General features: G+C 45.2%; 15 protein-coding genes. 5 read left to right on the forward strand and 10 right to left on the reverse strand.

Translation table 11 applies throughout. From position 1 onward, the window contains the following. Positions 1-129: 129 nt before the first annotated feature. On the reverse strand, positions 130-714 hold the full coding sequence (locus FS628_RS01435; protein WP_145317969.1) for a TetR/AcrR family transcriptional regulator: 585 nt from the start codon (positions 712-714) through the stop codon (positions 130-132). Positions 715-881: 167 nt separating this feature from the next. Here FS628_RS01435 and FS628_RS01440 point away from each other — a divergent pair, with 167 nt between their 5' ends. After that, complete coding sequence (locus tag FS628_RS01440; protein WP_145317972.1) at positions 882-1,244, forward strand: iron-sulfur cluster biosynthesis family protein; 363 nt, start codon at positions 882-884, stop codon at positions 1,242-1,244. A 236-nt stretch (positions 1,245-1,480) separates the two neighbouring features. After that, complete coding sequence (locus tag FS628_RS01445; RefSeq protein WP_145317975.1) at positions 1,481-2,254, forward strand: M15 family metallopeptidase; 774 nt, start codon at positions 1,481-1,483, stop codon at positions 2,252-2,254. Positions 2,255-2,371: 117 nt separating this feature from the next. On the opposite strand, the gene FS628_RS01450 is transcribed toward FS628_RS01445, so the two are convergent. Continuing rightward, positions 2,372-2,611 carry a hypothetical protein gene (locus tag FS628_RS01450; protein ID WP_145317978.1) on the reverse strand — a complete coding sequence of 80 codons (240 nt, stop codon included), beginning with the start codon at positions 2,609-2,611 and terminating at the stop codon, positions 2,372-2,374. Positions 2,612-2,741: 130 nt separating this feature from the next. Here FS628_RS01450 and FS628_RS01455 point away from each other — a divergent pair, with 130 nt between their 5' ends. Both FS628_RS01455 and FS628_RS01460 read left to right on the forward strand, forming a co-directional pair. After that, positions 2,742-3,374 carry a nitroreductase family protein gene (locus tag FS628_RS01455; RefSeq protein ID WP_145317981.1) on the forward strand — a complete coding sequence of 211 codons (633 nt, stop codon included), beginning with the start codon at positions 2,742-2,744 and terminating at the stop codon, positions 3,372-3,374. 245 nt (positions 3,375-3,619) lie between these two features. Further along, entirely contained in the window at positions 3,620-4,078 is a 459-nt protein-coding gene (locus FS628_RS01460; RefSeq protein WP_145317984.1) for an AraC family transcriptional regulator, read from the forward strand. Between the two features lie 94 nt (positions 4,079-4,172). Here the strand turns inward: FS628_RS01460 and FS628_RS01465 are convergent, their stop codons facing one another. From FS628_RS01465 to FS628_RS01475, 3 genes are all read right to left on the reverse strand, one after another. After that, on the reverse strand, positions 4,173-5,417 hold the full coding sequence (locus FS628_RS01465; protein ID WP_145317987.1) for an aminopeptidase: 1,245 nt from the start codon (positions 5,415-5,417) through the stop codon (positions 4,173-4,175). Positions 5,418-5,644: 227 nt separating this feature from the next. Next, positions 5,645-7,255 (reverse strand): acyl-CoA synthetase MbcS, encoded by a 1,611-nt coding sequence (gene mbcS, locus FS628_RS01470; RefSeq protein ID WP_145317990.1) that lies wholly within the window; start codon positions 7,253-7,255, stop codon positions 5,645-5,647. Positions 7,256-7,489: 234 nt separating this feature from the next. Continuing rightward, on the reverse strand, positions 7,490-8,494 hold the full coding sequence (locus FS628_RS01475; RefSeq protein WP_145317993.1) for an aldo/keto reductase: 1,005 nt from the start codon (positions 8,492-8,494) through the stop codon (positions 7,490-7,492). 200 nt (positions 8,495-8,694) lie between these two features. Here FS628_RS01475 and FS628_RS01480 point away from each other — a divergent pair, with 200 nt between their 5' ends. After that, complete coding sequence (locus FS628_RS01480) at positions 8,695-9,540, forward strand: AraC family transcriptional regulator (RefSeq protein ID WP_145317996.1); 846 nt, start codon at positions 8,695-8,697, stop codon at positions 9,538-9,540. Between the two features lie 45 nt (positions 9,541-9,585). Here FS628_RS01480 and FS628_RS01485 read toward each other — a convergent pair whose 3' ends face one another. The 5 genes from FS628_RS01485 to FS628_RS01505 all read right to left on the reverse strand — a co-directional run bounded on the left by FS628_RS01485 (position 9,586) and on the right by FS628_RS01505 (position 14,923). Continuing rightward, complete coding sequence (locus FS628_RS01485; RefSeq protein WP_145317999.1) at positions 9,586-9,984, reverse strand: Asp23/Gls24 family envelope stress response protein; 399 nt, start codon at positions 9,982-9,984, stop codon at positions 9,586-9,588. 29 nt (positions 9,985-10,013) lie between these two features. Then, positions 10,014-11,093 carry an AI-2E family transporter gene (locus tag FS628_RS01490; protein WP_145318002.1) on the reverse strand — a complete coding sequence of 360 codons (1,080 nt, stop codon included), beginning with the start codon at positions 11,091-11,093 and terminating at the stop codon, positions 10,014-10,016. 35 nt (positions 11,094-11,128) lie between these two features. Beyond that, the gene (locus tag FS628_RS01495; RefSeq protein WP_260870897.1) at positions 11,129-12,598 is read right to left on the reverse strand and encodes a sensor histidine kinase; all 1,470 of its coding nucleotides are present in this window, start codon (positions 12,596-12,598) and stop codon (positions 11,129-11,131) included. After that, positions 12,564-13,271 carry a response regulator transcription factor gene (locus FS628_RS01500; protein ID WP_145318008.1) on the reverse strand — a complete coding sequence of 236 codons (708 nt, stop codon included), beginning with the start codon at positions 13,269-13,271 and terminating at the stop codon, positions 12,564-12,566. Before FS628_RS01500 ends, FS628_RS01495 begins: the two co-directional genes overlap by 35 nt. 206 nt (positions 13,272-13,477) lie before the next feature. Then, entirely contained in the window at positions 13,478-14,923 is a 1,446-nt protein-coding gene (locus FS628_RS01505; protein ID WP_145318011.1) for a 4-hydroxyphenylacetate 3-hydroxylase family protein, read from the reverse strand. Positions 14,924-14,935 lie beyond the last annotated feature (12 nt).

The following is a 14,935-nucleotide window of genomic DNA, read 5'->3' on the forward strand; positions in this document are numbered from 1 at the left end:
TTCATTCCTCCTATAGTTTGTTTGATATTCTTTTTCCAGACCAATCAGTCTATAATATTCAAAAAATAAACGCCCTAAGCGTTCATTTTCAAAAAACCAATAAGCATTTATGATCAATCCTGTGAAACATTAGTCCATGGCCCTTAAAGTCATCTGTACAAACTCTCGCAGTACTTCTGCACTTGCACCGCTCTTCGCTGTAAAGGTCAATGAGAGTCGGGAATAATTCAAAAACCGGGCAAGGCCGGGCAATTCTTCCTCTGCGTGCTTCAACTCGCCATTCCTCTGTCCTCGTAGCAGCGCAGTATGAAAAACATCTTCCATTTGTTGGTTAGTCATTTGAATAAAGGCTGCGATCTCGTGATTTTGTGGTGCCTGTTCAACCGCGCTATTAATGATGAAACATTCATTGCGACGTTCATCGTCTGTCAACACGTTAACCACTTCGTTGAACAATTGTGTCACGCCTTGCCTCACACTTGTGCATTCATTTAATAGTCTGATCCCCGCCTCTGTCTTCTGCTGAATATAGAATTTAAGAGCAGAGACAAACAAATCATGTTTGGTTCCGTAGGTGTCATACAAGCTTTGCCGCGCAATGCCAAGTTCACTCAGCAGTAAGCTCAATGATGTGCCTTCATAACCGTAGGCTCCGAATACAAACGTTGCTTTTCTTAGAACGGTCTCCGTGTCAAACGCCTTGGCTCTTCCCAATTTTAGACCTCACCTCCCTGTTCATTAAGTAAAGAATACCTTTTTCGGACTGATCAGTCAAGAAAATAAATACTTTGATTTTTGACAAAGTGGTATAATGGGAATAGAAGCTGAATGATTTCTTTTACCATATACAACCATGACAACATATAAAGGAGTGTACCCATATGTATATTCAAATTACAGATCTGGCTGCAAAACGCTTGACGGAAAGTCTGAATGACCAACCTGGATATTTCAAAGTAATCTATGACCTGGAAGGTTGCGGATGTAACGGAGTTATCGCTATTATCATTGTCGACGAACTTGCAGCTCTCGACGCGCAGATTGAAACCAATCTGGTCCCGTTCTATGTTGATCCGAAGCAGCAGCTGAATCTTGAACAACACATGAAGCTGGATACGGAAGAAAATTATCCTTCTTTCAAATTAAGCAGTGATTCTGGTGTACTCAGCGCCAATGTTCGTGTTCGCGATACCCGTGCCGTAACTGCGGGAAGCTCCGGTGGATCTGACGCCTGCACGTTGTAACACAGTCTCCAGCATACTTGAAGTAATCTAGCATTATCTCTCTTCACATCAAAAACCGTTGCATCTAATGCAACGGTTTTTTAATGTTCTTTTCTTTATATGCCTCTATCAGCGTTGCAAAAAGAAGACTCTAGCAAACTTTGTTTACAACTCGGAAACAATTGGAGAACCTATGGATATAATCCTCTAGTATACTCGGTATATAGATTCATATAATCCGAGGAGGAACACACATCATGAAATCTTTTACTTCTAAATCCATCATATCCACAATTCTCATAGGTTCTGTTGTAGCAGGTTCTGCTTTTACTACGCTTCCTATTACTTCAATCCTGAATCCTGTCGCATCTGCAGCAAGCTCCAGCTTCACTCAATTTCTGCATGATAATGCACCTGGTCGTACAATCAAAACGATAAAAAATGTGGCAACCGTGACCAATGTGTCCAGTACAGTTGTACTGGTCAATAAAAAGAGAAATCTGCCTTCGACTTATGCACCTCAAGATTTGGTTGTACCTAATATTCCTTTTAGCTTCTCAGGTTCCAGTCCGAAGAAACAGATGCGTAAAGTGGCTGCAACGGCTATTGAAAAATTATTCGCCGCTGCCAAAAAAGACGGCATCGATATTAAAGCCGTCTCTGGTTATCGCTCTTATGCGACCCAGAAATCTATTTTTGACCGTAATGCCAGCATCAAAGGTGAAGCTGTTGCCAACAAAACAAGTGCTCGTCCAGGACAAAGTGAACATCAAACGGGTCTAGCAATGGATATCTCAAGCGCATCGGCCGGTTATGATCTAGAGCAAAGCTTCGGCAACACCAAAGAAGGCAAATGGCTGAAAGCCAATGCCCACAAATACGGATTCATTATCCGTTACGGCAAAGATCAGGAGAAATTAACAGGTTACTCTTATGAGCCATGGCATGTACGTTATGTAGGTGTATATATTGCTGGTGAGATCACCAGCCAGAAACTTACGCTGGAGCAGTATTTGGAACGTGCCAAATAAGGTAGGTTTGAACACAACGCTTAGCGAGTTATTGAACAAGATAAAAGAAGCATGGCTGAAGCAGAGATGGGGCCGAAACTGGCCCTCCTCTGCTCCAATCTTTCTTTTCACTCCTCATCATGTACCTGCGATTCTTCTAAAGACCAGTGGCAATCTCTTCAGGCTTTCCGTTCCAGCCCAAGAGCCTACCCCAGCGAGCAGTGCATTATGACACAAATACAGTGCGACATTGTACACGATTGAGCCCAGAATAATCTCCATAACAACAAAACGTTTTAACGTCGAAGATTGGATCACATAGACCCGAAATTCATGCGGGTCATGTCCTCCCTTATATTTTGTGATAAAAGCTTTCATGAATCACCTCTAGTGTTTTATTTTAGCGTATGGCAACCAAACCTTGTCTTATTCAAAAATAATACTTACATAAAGTAACTAGGTATGTTATAGTCAGTTTATAAATTATACATAAGCGAGGGAAACTACCATGAGTGAGTTGGAGAATCTGGTCAAAAACCGTAGATCAGCCGTTATTTTTGAAGAAGGAATTGAAATATCGGATTCTGAACTGCAAGAGATGTTTGCCCTGAACAAATTCGCACCTTCTGCCTTCAACTTGCAGCATACACACTATCTTGTGATTAAAGATGAGGAACAGAAAGAGAAAGTCTATGAAGCTTCCCAGCAATACAAAGTAAAAACAGCTTCTGCAGTCATTATCGTATTGGGCGATGTCAACGCACACCATCACATCCGCACCATTAACGAAGGGTTGCTGAACCTTGGCGCTCTTACTCCTTTCCAATATGAGCAGGAATCCCAAAGTGTAACCGAATTTTACGAATCTCGCGGCAGATTCTTCCAACGTGAGGATGCCATTCGCAATGCCAGCCTGTCCGCCATGCAATTGATGCTGATTGCTCAGGATCGTGGTTGGGATACCTGTCCAATGATCGGCTTTGACGCCGAAGAACTACAACGAAGCTTGGATATCCCTAACCATTACGTACCGGTTATGATGATCACCATCGGCAAAAAGTCGGAAGCCAAACAACGCCCACGCGGTTACCGTAAACCGATTAACGAATATGTTAGCTTCAACAAAATGCACGCTGAATAACATAAAAGTAGTTAAATGACACAGCAAAAAAGCCACGATCTCGTGGCTTTAATACGTTTCATAGATCAACGTATCCAACATGTGAAATTCATCGTCGAACTCCGCGTTTATTGGAACAGTCCTCCAACATATTATCACTATACTATGAGTTTCGTCGCCGGGATTCAACAATGACCTAAGCAATTTCTTTTATACCATGTTAGCATTCAACATGTAAGAGAAATCGTACAGAGAGGAAGATTTTCATGGAAATGTATATCGAAAACCTCCCGTCATACCGGCTGGCTTATGTTCGACAAATCGGTCCTTACGGTCCAGCTAATGCCCAAGCGATGAATACGTTGAAACAGTGGGCAGACAAAAACCAACTCCTTAATGAAGCAGCAATTTTACTCGGTATTCCCCAAGATGACCCGGCAAGCACACCTCCTCAGAACTGCAGATATGATGCCTGTATAGTTATTACTGAATCTGAACGTCTGGAAGATGATTCTATTGAGTTTGGCGAGCTATCAGGCGGAGATTATCTCATCTGTAAAGTGAAGCACACGGCAGAAGATATTCAGCATGTATGGAATGTGATCATGCCCCATTTGCACACAAGTGGTTATAGGATGGACAACAAGCCGGTTATAGAACGATATCGTTGGGAACTGCTCAATCAGCATGATTGCGAGATATGTGTGCCTGTAAGACCCGTGTAATCCACGTTACGAGGAAATAAAAAAGTGACTTCATATTGAAGTCACTTTTTGGTTAACGACTGCTACTACTAGCTAGTTAAGACTTGTTAAGAAATTAAAATGCCCAGTTGCCTTTGCGGAATACCGGCTCGATTGTACCGTCTTGTAACTCACCATCGATATTCAGCTCTGCGGAACCGATCATGAAATCGACGTGTGTCAAACTCACATTGCACTCATGCTTCAGCAACTCTTCGTTCGACATGGTTGTGCCATCTTTCATATTGAAAGGATACGCACTTCCCACGGCCAAATGGCAAGATGCATTCTCATCAATACCCGTATTGTAGAATATGCGATTCAGGTTGGAGATCGGGGAGTCATGCGGTACGAGTGCCACTTCACCCAGATAACGCGCACCTTCATCAGTAGCAAACAGATTCTTCAGATGCTCTTCACCGGATGCCGCCGTAAACGCTACAACCTGTCCATCCTTGAATGTGATTCTCATCTGGTCTACCAGTTGCCCGTTCAGATTGAGAGGCATGGTGCTGCTAACATAACCATTCACTCCGCTGCGCTTAGGCATGGTGAATACTTCTTCAGTCGGCATATTGGCGACCGTGTATACACCTTGTTTATTTTCGCCGCCCCCACCACCCCAGATGTGGTTATGGACCAGTTCAATTTTCAGGTCTGTACCTGGCGCACGGTAATGCAAGCTCTTATAATTCTTCTTGTTCAGGAGATCACTCATGTTATTCAAGGTATCCAGATGCTCTCTCCAATTTTGTACGGCATCCCCGCCATCGACACGGTTCATTTTGAAGATCGTTTCCCACATCACGTTGATTCGGTCTTCTTCCGGGATGTCGGCAAATACTTTGTTCGCCCAAGCCTTGGTCGGTGCCTTGATCAGACACCAACTAATTTCATGGTTACGTGTATATTTTGCGTATCCCTTCCGTGCCTGAGCAGCCGCTTTGGTAGCCCGGGAAACGCTATCCGAGTCGATACCGTTGTACAGTTCTGGATCTGGAACTTTGATCGTCAGAGTAGCGCCGCCGGCTTCTGCAAATTTCTCCATCATATCCGCTTTCCACGCTGGATAGTAATCGAAGCTGTCATTGGAACCATGCTGGAAACGACTGCGGGTAATGTTGTCATCATCGAAGTCCACTTGTACATAGTTTGCACCAGCCGCATAGGCTTTTTGCACAATCAGACGTGTGAATTCAAGCGTTTCGATGGGAGCAGTAACGAGCAGATCCTGTCCTTTTTGGATATTCACGCCGACTTTAACAACCAGCTCTGCGTATTGTTCTAACGATTTTTCAAAGGTTTGTTCAAATTGACTCATGGTTGTGTTCACTCCTGTTTCAAATTTTAATATGACTTGGAATCTGCTGAGTGGCCGTTATAGCGAAGGATCGTTCTTTAGATCGTCGTTGTCTCCAAATTTTCTTCATCGTATTTTCAAAGGTTAAAATTTGGAGACAAATACGAGCGCTATCGCTTCTTCAGAATCGATTCCTTCTCTTTCACTACGCAGGCTTAATATCCAAAATTTCATTTATACAAAATGAGTTAACTATTTCGTTTTTCTTGTTCGCGCAGTTCGATCCGGCGGATTTTACCGGAGTTGGTCTTCGGCAGATCTGTAACAAACTCGATCTTACGTGGATATTTATAAGGTGCTGTGATTTCCTTGACGTGGTGTTGCAATTCACGCATCAGTTCTGGTGAAGCCAGCGAATCATCTCGCAGTACGACAAATGCTTTCACCACATTGCCACGGATCTCATCCGGACTTGCAACCACCGCACATTCCTTCACGCTGGCGTGTTTCATGAGTGCTTCTTCCACTTCGAATGGTCCAATCGTGTAGCCCGAACTGATGATGATGTCGTCACTGCGACCTTCAAACCAGAAGTAACCTTCTTCGTCTTTACGTGCACGGTCTCCTGTTACAAAATAATCGCCACGCTGATTCGCTTCCTTCCGTCCCTCATCCTGATAATAGGCACGGAACAAAGCTGGCATCTCTTTGTGTACCGCGATATCTCCTACTTCACCCGCAGGCACAGGTTGTCCGTCTTCGTCAATGATTTCAATCAATCCAGGTGTAATCGACTGACCCATGGAACCAATGCGTACAGGCGCATCTTTGAGACTGCCGATTAACAACGTGCTCTCAGTCTGTCCATATCCGTCTCGAATGGTCAGGTCGAAGTGACGCTGGAAGATTTCAATGACTTCCTGATTGAGTGGTTCCCCCGCCGACACGGCACTGCGCAGATGAGACAGGTCATAGTGTCCGAGATCATCGGCTTTGGCCATCAAACGATATTCCGTCGGTGTACAGCAAAGGACATTAATCTGATGTTCCTGCATCAACTCCAGATAACGCTTGGGCTGGAATGATCCATTGTAGACCAGTCCGGTCGCGCCTCTTCCGAGTACCGACAAGAACGGGCTCCATATCCATTTTTGCCATCCGGGTGCAGCCGTTGCCCATACCGTGTCTGATGGCTGAATATCCAACCATAATGAAGAAGCGATCCGCAGATGGGCATATCCCCAACCGTGGCTATGTACAACTCCTTTGGGATTACCAGTCGTGCCTGATGTATAAGCGAGAATTGCTGTATCATCACGGTGAGTCTCCACCGCCGCCATCTCATCGGGTTGATTCTGCATTAACTGATGCACATTGACCCAACCTTCAGCAGGTACGCTAACTTCACCATTCGGAGATGCCACGATGCGATGTGCAAGTGACGGCAGATCCGCATCCATTTTTTCCACTTCCGAGGTCGTCTCGGACCATACAATAACAGCCCGCGCCTCAGAGTGACGCAGACGATATTCCAGATCTTTTGCCCGTAACATCTCGGAGGAAGGAATAACAGCAATCCCCAGTTTCAGACAAGCAATATAAATGACATAGGCAATAATTCGGCGTGGTACCATGACCAACACCCGATCACCCTTCTCTAGTCCAAGTTCACGCAAGCCACCAGCAAGACGATTCGCCTGCTTGAATAAATCACCATACGTAATCTCTTCCAATTCTCGTTGATCGCTGAGCCATCTAAGTGCAATCCGGTCTGATGGATGATTCTCCATCTCGGATGTCAGGTTATAGCTTTCAGGCGAAATCCACTGTTCAAAGTTCAAATGGAGCCTCTCCTTCATAGTTCAAATGTAAAGCTTCTATATATTATACCCTAAATCCTAGGACCAGGTGCTATGAACTAGGCTCATTCTGAAAAAATAAACATAGGTCAATTAACGATAACTCCCATTATAATAGATCTGTTCTTATAAAGAAAATGACATAACTAAAAGTGGCACCTACCTGCTCCTCAGGAAGGTGCCACTTTTATAAGAGAATCTAACTATAATTTTTACCTAGCTGTACTGTGTATGTTACCAAGGATAATTACCCATTCCGTCCAGAATGCTCTCAATCTCATTAAGCTCTTCCTTTGTCAGATCCGGTGCCTGGAGCGCAGCCACGTTTTCTTCAATCTGGGACACACGGCTTGCACCAATCAGTGCGGAGGTAACACGATTACCGCGCAAGATCCAGTTCAGAGCCAGTTGGGAGATCGTCTGTCCTCTTCGCTCGGCAACCGCCTGAAGCGCATCGAACTTGGCAATCCGCTCGTCTGTATATGCTTCTTTTTTCAATTGGCCTGTTGGATTGGCTCGTTCTGTCTTGATCTTGTCGACGTATTTATTCGTCAGCTGACCGCGGCCGAGTGGACAGAATGCAATTGAACCTACGCCTTGCTCATCCAGTACGTCTTGCAAACCGTCTTCAATCCAACGATTCAGCATTGAGTAGTTTGGCTGATGAACCAGACATGGCGTACCCAGACGACGGAGAATGGTTACCGCTTCTTGCGTCTGTTCTGCATTATAATTGGATAAGCCCACATACAGTGCCTTACCTTGCCGCACGATATGATCCAGTGCCGTCATCGTTTCTTCCAATGGCGTATCCGGATCTGGACGGTGATGATAGAAAATGTCTACATAATCCAGCCCCATCCGACCAAGACTTTGATCCAGACTGGCAATCAGGTTTTTGCGGGAGCCCCACTCGCCGTAAGGTCCACTCCACATGTGATAGCCTGCCTTCGACGAGATAAGCAGTTCATCCCGATAAGGACGCAGATGTTTTTTGTAAATCACACCAAAGTTCTCTTCGGCTGATCCTGGAGGTGGGCCATAGTTATTCGCCAGATCGAAATGGTTAATTCCGAGGTCAAAGGCACGCAAAATCATCTCTTCCTGAATATCCAATGTACGGTTGCCACCAAAGTTCTGCCATAAACCCAGCGCAATTTGCGGCAGTCTGATTCCGGATTTGCCTGAGCGTACATATTTCATCTCATCATATCGTTGTTCACTCGCAGTATAGGGCATCGTTATTCTCACTTTCCTGTAAGGTTTGTTGAATTCCTTTTCATCTTAGACATTTTTCTGCCAAAACGATATGGCATTTCACTATAACCATATGGAAAAATGATTGTTATCTATATATACTATTGTTAGATTCTTAATCTTTTCAGATATGTAGCATGTTAAAATGCAAGATGAGACGAAATCTTCAGGAGTGAATAACCTTGATTACGTATATGTTCAAGAACAATCATTTTCAGGAGCTTCAGCTCCTTCATTATGGAACCGAAGCCTGTACACCAGGTCACCACTTTGGCCCCGCGATGAGAGACTATTACAAAATTCATTATATTTTGAATGGCAAAGGCACCTTCGAAGTTGGTGGCAAAACGTATACCCTGCGCAAAGGACAAGGATTTCTAATCGTTCCGCATTCCGTCGTGCATTACGAAGCAGATCAGGATGACCCATGGGAATACAGTTGGGTTGCTTTTCAAGGCAGCAATAGTCCATCCTTCTTACAGCAAGCCTGTCTGTCAGAGCATCACCCGATTTTTGAGCTGGGAAATGAGGATGACGAGATGCGATCCTGTCTGCACCGAATGATCAATTCGCGTAATACTCACAAAGGCTGGGAGATTAGCATGACTGGTCTGCTGTATCAATTCTTCTCTATTTTGATTGATCAGGCTAATTCAGAGCATCTTCAACCCATGCCGGATTATTCGAAGGAAACGTACGTAACGCAGGTAATGGACTTCATTGAAATGAACTATGCCAATGCCATTACCGTTCAGTCCATCGCGGCCCATGTCGGTTTGCAGCGCAGTTATCTGTGCTCTCTGTTTAAGGATCAGATGGGAAGCAGTATTCAGTCATATCTGGTCCATTACCGGATGCGCAGGGCAGCCGAATTGACCCTTGATCCGGGTCTGACCATTGGTGATATTGCCCGCTCGGTGGGCTATACGGATCAATTGCTTTTCTCCAAGATGTTCAAAAAAGTGATGGGTGAAGCCCCCACCTACTACCGCAAACATAAAACAGCACCCTCCCAGTTAAGTTGTTAATTGGGAAGGTGCTGTTTTTGCCAATCGTTTATCCTTACATTCCGTTTATACCGTCTCCTGCATGGATACGCCGACGACTTGTACTTTAATTTCATTCACCATAACGCCAGCTAATTGCTCTACAGCCTGTTGAACGTTATGTTGAAGTTCACGACAGACCTCGTGCATCTTGTTGCCATATTGAATGTTGATGCGTAACTGGATGGTTGCCTGATCGTCTTTGACGTGTACGTCAATCCCTTTTTGCAGACTCTTGCCGCTGATACTCTTGGCAATTCCTTCAGTCAGTCCAACAGACATGGAGGATACACCATTCGTGTTCTGAGCAGCCATCCCCACAATCTTGGACAGCACATCGTTCGAGATGTGAATTGTACCCAATTGAACAGATTGAGGTGCGATATATTCAGGTTCATTGTATTGTTTTTCGATAATTTCAGACATGTGCTCCACTCCTTCGAATAATTTAAATTCTATGCATTCTGCCATTTGTCCTTGAAGAACATGTTATAGATTCGAACCAAAAGAATTTTAACGATCATATAGACCGGGATAATAATCAGTATGGCAATAATGCCACCCAGGTCCCCTGCACCCAACACCAGAATGATGGTTGTGAGCGGGTGAATATCCAGCTTTTTGCCGAATACATAAGGTGCTACGAGGTTGTCCTGAATCTGCTGAGCGACGAGAATAATAATCAGAGACCAGATGGCAACCGATGGCGATACCACGAGACCCATGATCACAATAGGCACAGACGACACAATCGCGCCGATAAACGGAACAAAGTTCATGATGACCGCGATTACCGTGAGCAGTAATGCGTACGGCAGTCCAATGATGAGGAAACCGATATACATCAATACACCCAGCGCCAGATTGACCAAGACTCTTCCCACAATAAAACCACTCAGCGCCTGATCAATTTCAAGCACGACTTCGCGGCTGTCATTTTGGAAACGTTTTGGAGCGATATGTGCCAGTGTACGACCAAATTTCTCGCCTTGTAACAACATATAGAACAAAAGGATCGGTAAGGTAAACAAGATGATCGCAAAACTGGAAACAAGCGAGAAAAATCCACTGACATAGTTCGTCACAAAGTTAAATCCTTTGTTGATATACTCCGTGATCTGAGAGAAAGGTGTCGACCCCTCAGGGAACAAGGCTTGAATGGCACCATTCTGCTCCAGCTCTCTCAGCTGTTCACTTAATGAATTGATTAGATTCGGCGCGTTATCGACCAGATTAATCAGTTGCTCACGTAACGATGGCCATAAGCCAATGATGAAGAACACTCCCAGAATAGCAATAACCAGATAGATTAGCAAAATACTTAGCGTGCGATTTATTTTCTTTTTCTCCATGTAATTCACAAGCGGTCTTAGCAGATAATAAAAGAACACGGACAACATCATCGGCACGGTAATGACCGTGATCATGGTGACGAGCGGCTGAAAGATGAAGCTCACACGTGATAATAAATAGATATTAACCAATATCAGGGCCAGTGCAATACTGAACCGGACAAACGTATTTACTTTGAACAAAATATTCCCCTCCACATGGACATTTCTTCTCTTATTTAATTCGGAATCTGAATGGTAAACACGGTGGTCTCTCGCCCACGCCGGGATAGGATCAGCCGTCCGCCCATTTTCTCCGTATTACGACGTGCGATGGACAATCCCAGACCGGTGCCTCCGGTCGCTGTCCGTGCCTCATCCCCTCGTACAAACGGATCAAAGATGGTTGACCACAGTTCTTGGGGTATTCCCACCCCGGTATCTGCCACTTCAATCACCACATGGGTATCCAGCGGAATGAGTTCCACGCGCAGTTCTGTCCCGAGCGGATTGTAAGATAGGGCATTGGTAATCAGATTTTGAATGACTCTGGATAGCAGCTCCGGATCATACCTCGCGTAGATCTCCTCATCAGGAACAAGAACATGAAGGACAAACTGTTTCTGCTCAATCTCCCCATAGGTATCTGCCATAATCTCGCGCACGAATTCTCCAATCTCTCTTCTCTCAATCTGCATGCGGAAATCGGGTGAATCCACCTTGAGCAGCTCCAGCATATTCTGTATCATGCGTGCAACTTGAACGGACTTGTTATAGATGTATCCCAGGTATCTTTGCTGCCTGTCCTTGTCCTCTCCACGTCCTTCCACCAATGCCTGCGCATATCCCTGTATGGATGTTATCGGTGTCTTCAGATCATGTGATAAGTCTACAATCAGTCGCTGTTTGCTCTCTTCGGCGTAACGTTTCTCCGCAGAGGTATTCTCAATGACGTCCGCCATGTAGTTAAAGGTCTCACCAATCTGGACAAACTCTCTCTCGGCTGAAATCGACATCCGTGTACTATAATTTCCCTGGATCATCTGCGTAAGACCCGAGGAAAGAATACTGAGTGGCTTTTTGATTCTCCGTGCGACCCAATAGCTATATACGAAGATCAATGACAACACTAAACCGATGCCAATCATAATGTAAAAGGATAATGGATGCTTCAGATTGGTAATCAACTGGTTATCATTAATTCTTATGCTGACCAGATCACGCGGGATCTTCAGCAACACATAGGCTGCCGCTCCTTCTGTCGAAAACGGAGTGATGGAGTAATAGTAGGGCTGATCGCTTCGATTTTCCAATCCAGCATATAGATCGGCTTCACTGTATTGGGTGAACGCATCTTGCTTGTCTCCCACATGATGAATGACGTTGCGATTGGCATCCAGAATCTCAATCCAGCCGCCGCTGTCCTTGAGACGTTGGATCTCTGTTTCTTTGTCTTGCGACACCGAACCTCCACCGGAGTAAAATTCGTTCTCCAGCTCTGCCACATATACATGGGCTTCGACATTCAGATCCGGATCAACCACTTGATCCGAGATGCGGAAATCCACGACATCCAGAGATACCATAAGGTACACGATCAGTACCAGTAACAGCAAAAAGAAGTTGAACAGCAAGAAATCCAGTGTCAGGGATGTCTGCAACAGTCGCTTTTCTCTAGCTTTCCATGGGCGCTTCAATTTTGTATCCAAGTCCCCTTATCGTTTTGAGATATTCCGGTTGTCTGGAGTCACGCTCGATCTTCTCCCGAATGTTGCTGATATGTACCATGATGGTGCTGTCCTCGTGCGCATAATAGTCGCCCCAGACCGCTTCGTATATTTTTTTACGGGTGAACACTCGGCCAGGTTGATCGAGCAACAATTCCATAATTTTATACTCTGTAGAGGTTAATGTTACAGGACTTCCTGAACGAAAAAGGATACATTGGGATCGATCCAGCGTCAGATCGCCTAATACCAGATTCTGTTCTTTCGCTGCGGGGATCTCCGTTGCATCAAAATGATTAACTCTTCTGAGCAACGCCTCTACCCTGGCGACAATCTCAAGCGGGTTGAATGGCTTCGCTATATAATCGTCTGCCCCAAGTCCGAGTCCAAGGATTTTATCGTGATCCTGACTTTTGGCGGATAAGAACAGAACAGGCATGTGATGTGTCGCCCTGATCTGTTTGATTAACTGCAATCCATCCATTACAGGCATCATGATGTCCAGTATGACCAGATCAATCTGTGTTGAACGTATGGTTTGCAGCGCCTCGGCTCCATTCACTGCAGTCTTAATGGTATAGTCCTTCTCCAGATACAGTTGAAGCAGTTCAACAATCTCTGGTTCGTCATCTGCAATTAATACGGTGTATCTCATGTTATTCCTCTCATTTCCTATACTCTATGCCTATCTCTACATTATTACTATATACTACGTCTCTTAATTCAACCTAAATCATTTCTAAAGATAATCTAAATAAATAGAAATAGAGCCCTGGCGCAGGCCAAGGCTTGAACTATATCAGGACTGTCTTCCTTCTTCATTCAGGCTTTTCATTCTTCATCCGGGCCATTCGTATCAGGTTATTTCTTACCCGTACGAAGCCACGGTTCAACTTTGCCCCATAAACGTTCCTTGTCATATTGCACATATTGGCTCGCCTGGTTGCGCACGGGATCACCCGCGTAGAAACGTTCATATAGATCATGCCTTGCTCCGAGTGGACTTCCGGTCAGCTCCCATGCGAGTTGAAAGAGTCGAATCTTCTCCGCGGCTTGCATCGTTACTCCACCAAGATATTTGCCTATCATGGAACCCATCATTTCATTCATCTCAAACGTACCTGAAGGAATCTGGATCAGACCACCCGCAGCAATTGTCTTCAAAATCTCCACCGCGCGGGGGTAATAGCGATTGCCCAGATTACGTGCGGTTTCAATATATTTGAATTCCGGCAGCCAGTTGCCGAATGTATCTGGTTTGGACTGCGCCTCAGCAGCAATAATCAGTCCCTCGATGGTTTGCATCTGACTGATCATCTCTCCGAGTTGTTCCTGCACATTCAGGAAAGAGTTCACCCCAATCTCCTTGGCAATGGCCGTGGTGACGGCTGTAATGAACTCCAGTTTCGAGTGTAATCGAATGACGCTCTGATGATAGGCTAGACTGGCTGAAGCTGTATTGCAGCGAATCTGCCATACGGCTTCAGGGTTATTGTGCAGTAATACACGTTCCCAGGGTACGAATACATCGTCAAAAAATAAAACAGCATCCATCTCATCATACTGCGCACTTAGCGGATGAGAGTGATCCGAATCTTTTGCCGCAAAAGATTCCCGACACATCATGTGTAAGCCCGGACTGTCTGCAGCTACAATCAGCATATGGGCCAACTCTGGTCGATGGCCCGGAATTCGTTGAACGGGATAAGCAATGATATCATCCGCATAAGGCGCTGCTGTTGCCACCATTTTGGCCCCGCGAATGACCACGCCCTCTGTATTACTTTTGACAATTCGCAGCATGGCATCCTCATCTTCGCCAACAGGCAAGGAACGATTAATCTGCGGGTCCCGCTGAACAATTGTCAGGAATGCATCTTTTCGTTTGGCTTGTTCAAAATAAGCGGATATTTTACCTGCAAATGCCGGGTCATGTGCTCTCATCTCATGTCGTGTTGCGTACCAACCTGTCAGGCGGGATCGGGCATAATCAGACAGTCGGCTCATCACCCCATACGTCCGATCGGCCCATAGCCGAAAAGCATCCGCCCTATTGTTCACGTCAAGAACGGAACGAGGCACAAGAAAGGACCGATGCACGTAACTTCCCGTCTGTTCGTCCCAGTAGGCCACGGTTTCCCTTGTCTCCGGATCATCCACCAGATTGAACAATCCTTCTATGGTTTGAAGTGTTCCCTGAAAGGCCTGATGTCGGGTTACCTGGATACGCTCTCCGTTCAGCCATACATTCCGCTCATCATTCAAACGTTGAATGTAAGCCTGTCCACGAGACATCGTGATACTCATGATATGTCCTCC

This window comes from Paenibacillus xylanexedens (assembly GCF_007676705.1).
Classification (GTDB): Bacteria; Bacillota; Bacilli; order Paenibacillales; family Paenibacillaceae; genus Paenibacillus; species Paenibacillus xylanexedens_C.

Excerpts from the sequence above, each read along its gene's own strand:
- FS628_RS01475 (WP_145317993.1), bottom strand. The coding sequence starts at position 8,494 with ATGCCCTATACTGCGAGTGAACAACGATATGATGAGATGAAATATGTA.
- FS628_RS01505 (WP_145318011.1), bottom strand. The coding sequence starts at position 14,923 with ATGAGTATCACGATGTCTCGTGGACAGGCTTACATTCAACGTTTGAAT.
- FS628_RS01485 (WP_145317999.1), bottom strand. The coding sequence starts at position 9,984 with ATGTCTGAAATTATCGAAAAACAATACAATGAACCTGAATATATCGCA.
- FS628_RS01440 (WP_145317972.1), top strand. The coding sequence starts at position 882 with ATGTATATTCAAATTACAGATCTGGCTGCAAAACGCTTGACGGAAAGT.
- FS628_RS01465 (WP_145317987.1), bottom strand. The coding sequence starts at position 5,417 with ATGAGTCAATTTGAACAAACCTTTGAAAAATCGTTAGAACAATACGCA.
- FS628_RS01460 (WP_145317984.1), top strand. The coding sequence starts at position 3,620 with ATGGAAATGTATATCGAAAACCTCCCGTCATACCGGCTGGCTTATGTT.
- FS628_RS01455 (WP_145317981.1), top strand. The coding sequence starts at position 2,742 with ATGAGTGAGTTGGAGAATCTGGTCAAAAACCGTAGATCAGCCGTTATT.
- mbcS (WP_145317990.1), bottom strand. The coding sequence starts at position 7,255 with ATGAAGGAGAGGCTCCATTTGAACTTTGAACAGTGGATTTCGCCTGAA.
- FS628_RS01500 (WP_145318008.1), bottom strand. The coding sequence starts at position 13,271 with ATGAGATACACCGTATTAATTGCAGATGACGAACCAGAGATTGTTGAA.
- FS628_RS01450 (WP_145317978.1), bottom strand. The coding sequence starts at position 2,611 with ATGAAAGCTTTTATCACAAAATATAAGGGAGGACATGACCCGCATGAA.
- FS628_RS01445 (WP_145317975.1), top strand. The coding sequence starts at position 1,481 with ATGAAATCTTTTACTTCTAAATCCATCATATCCACAATTCTCATAGGT.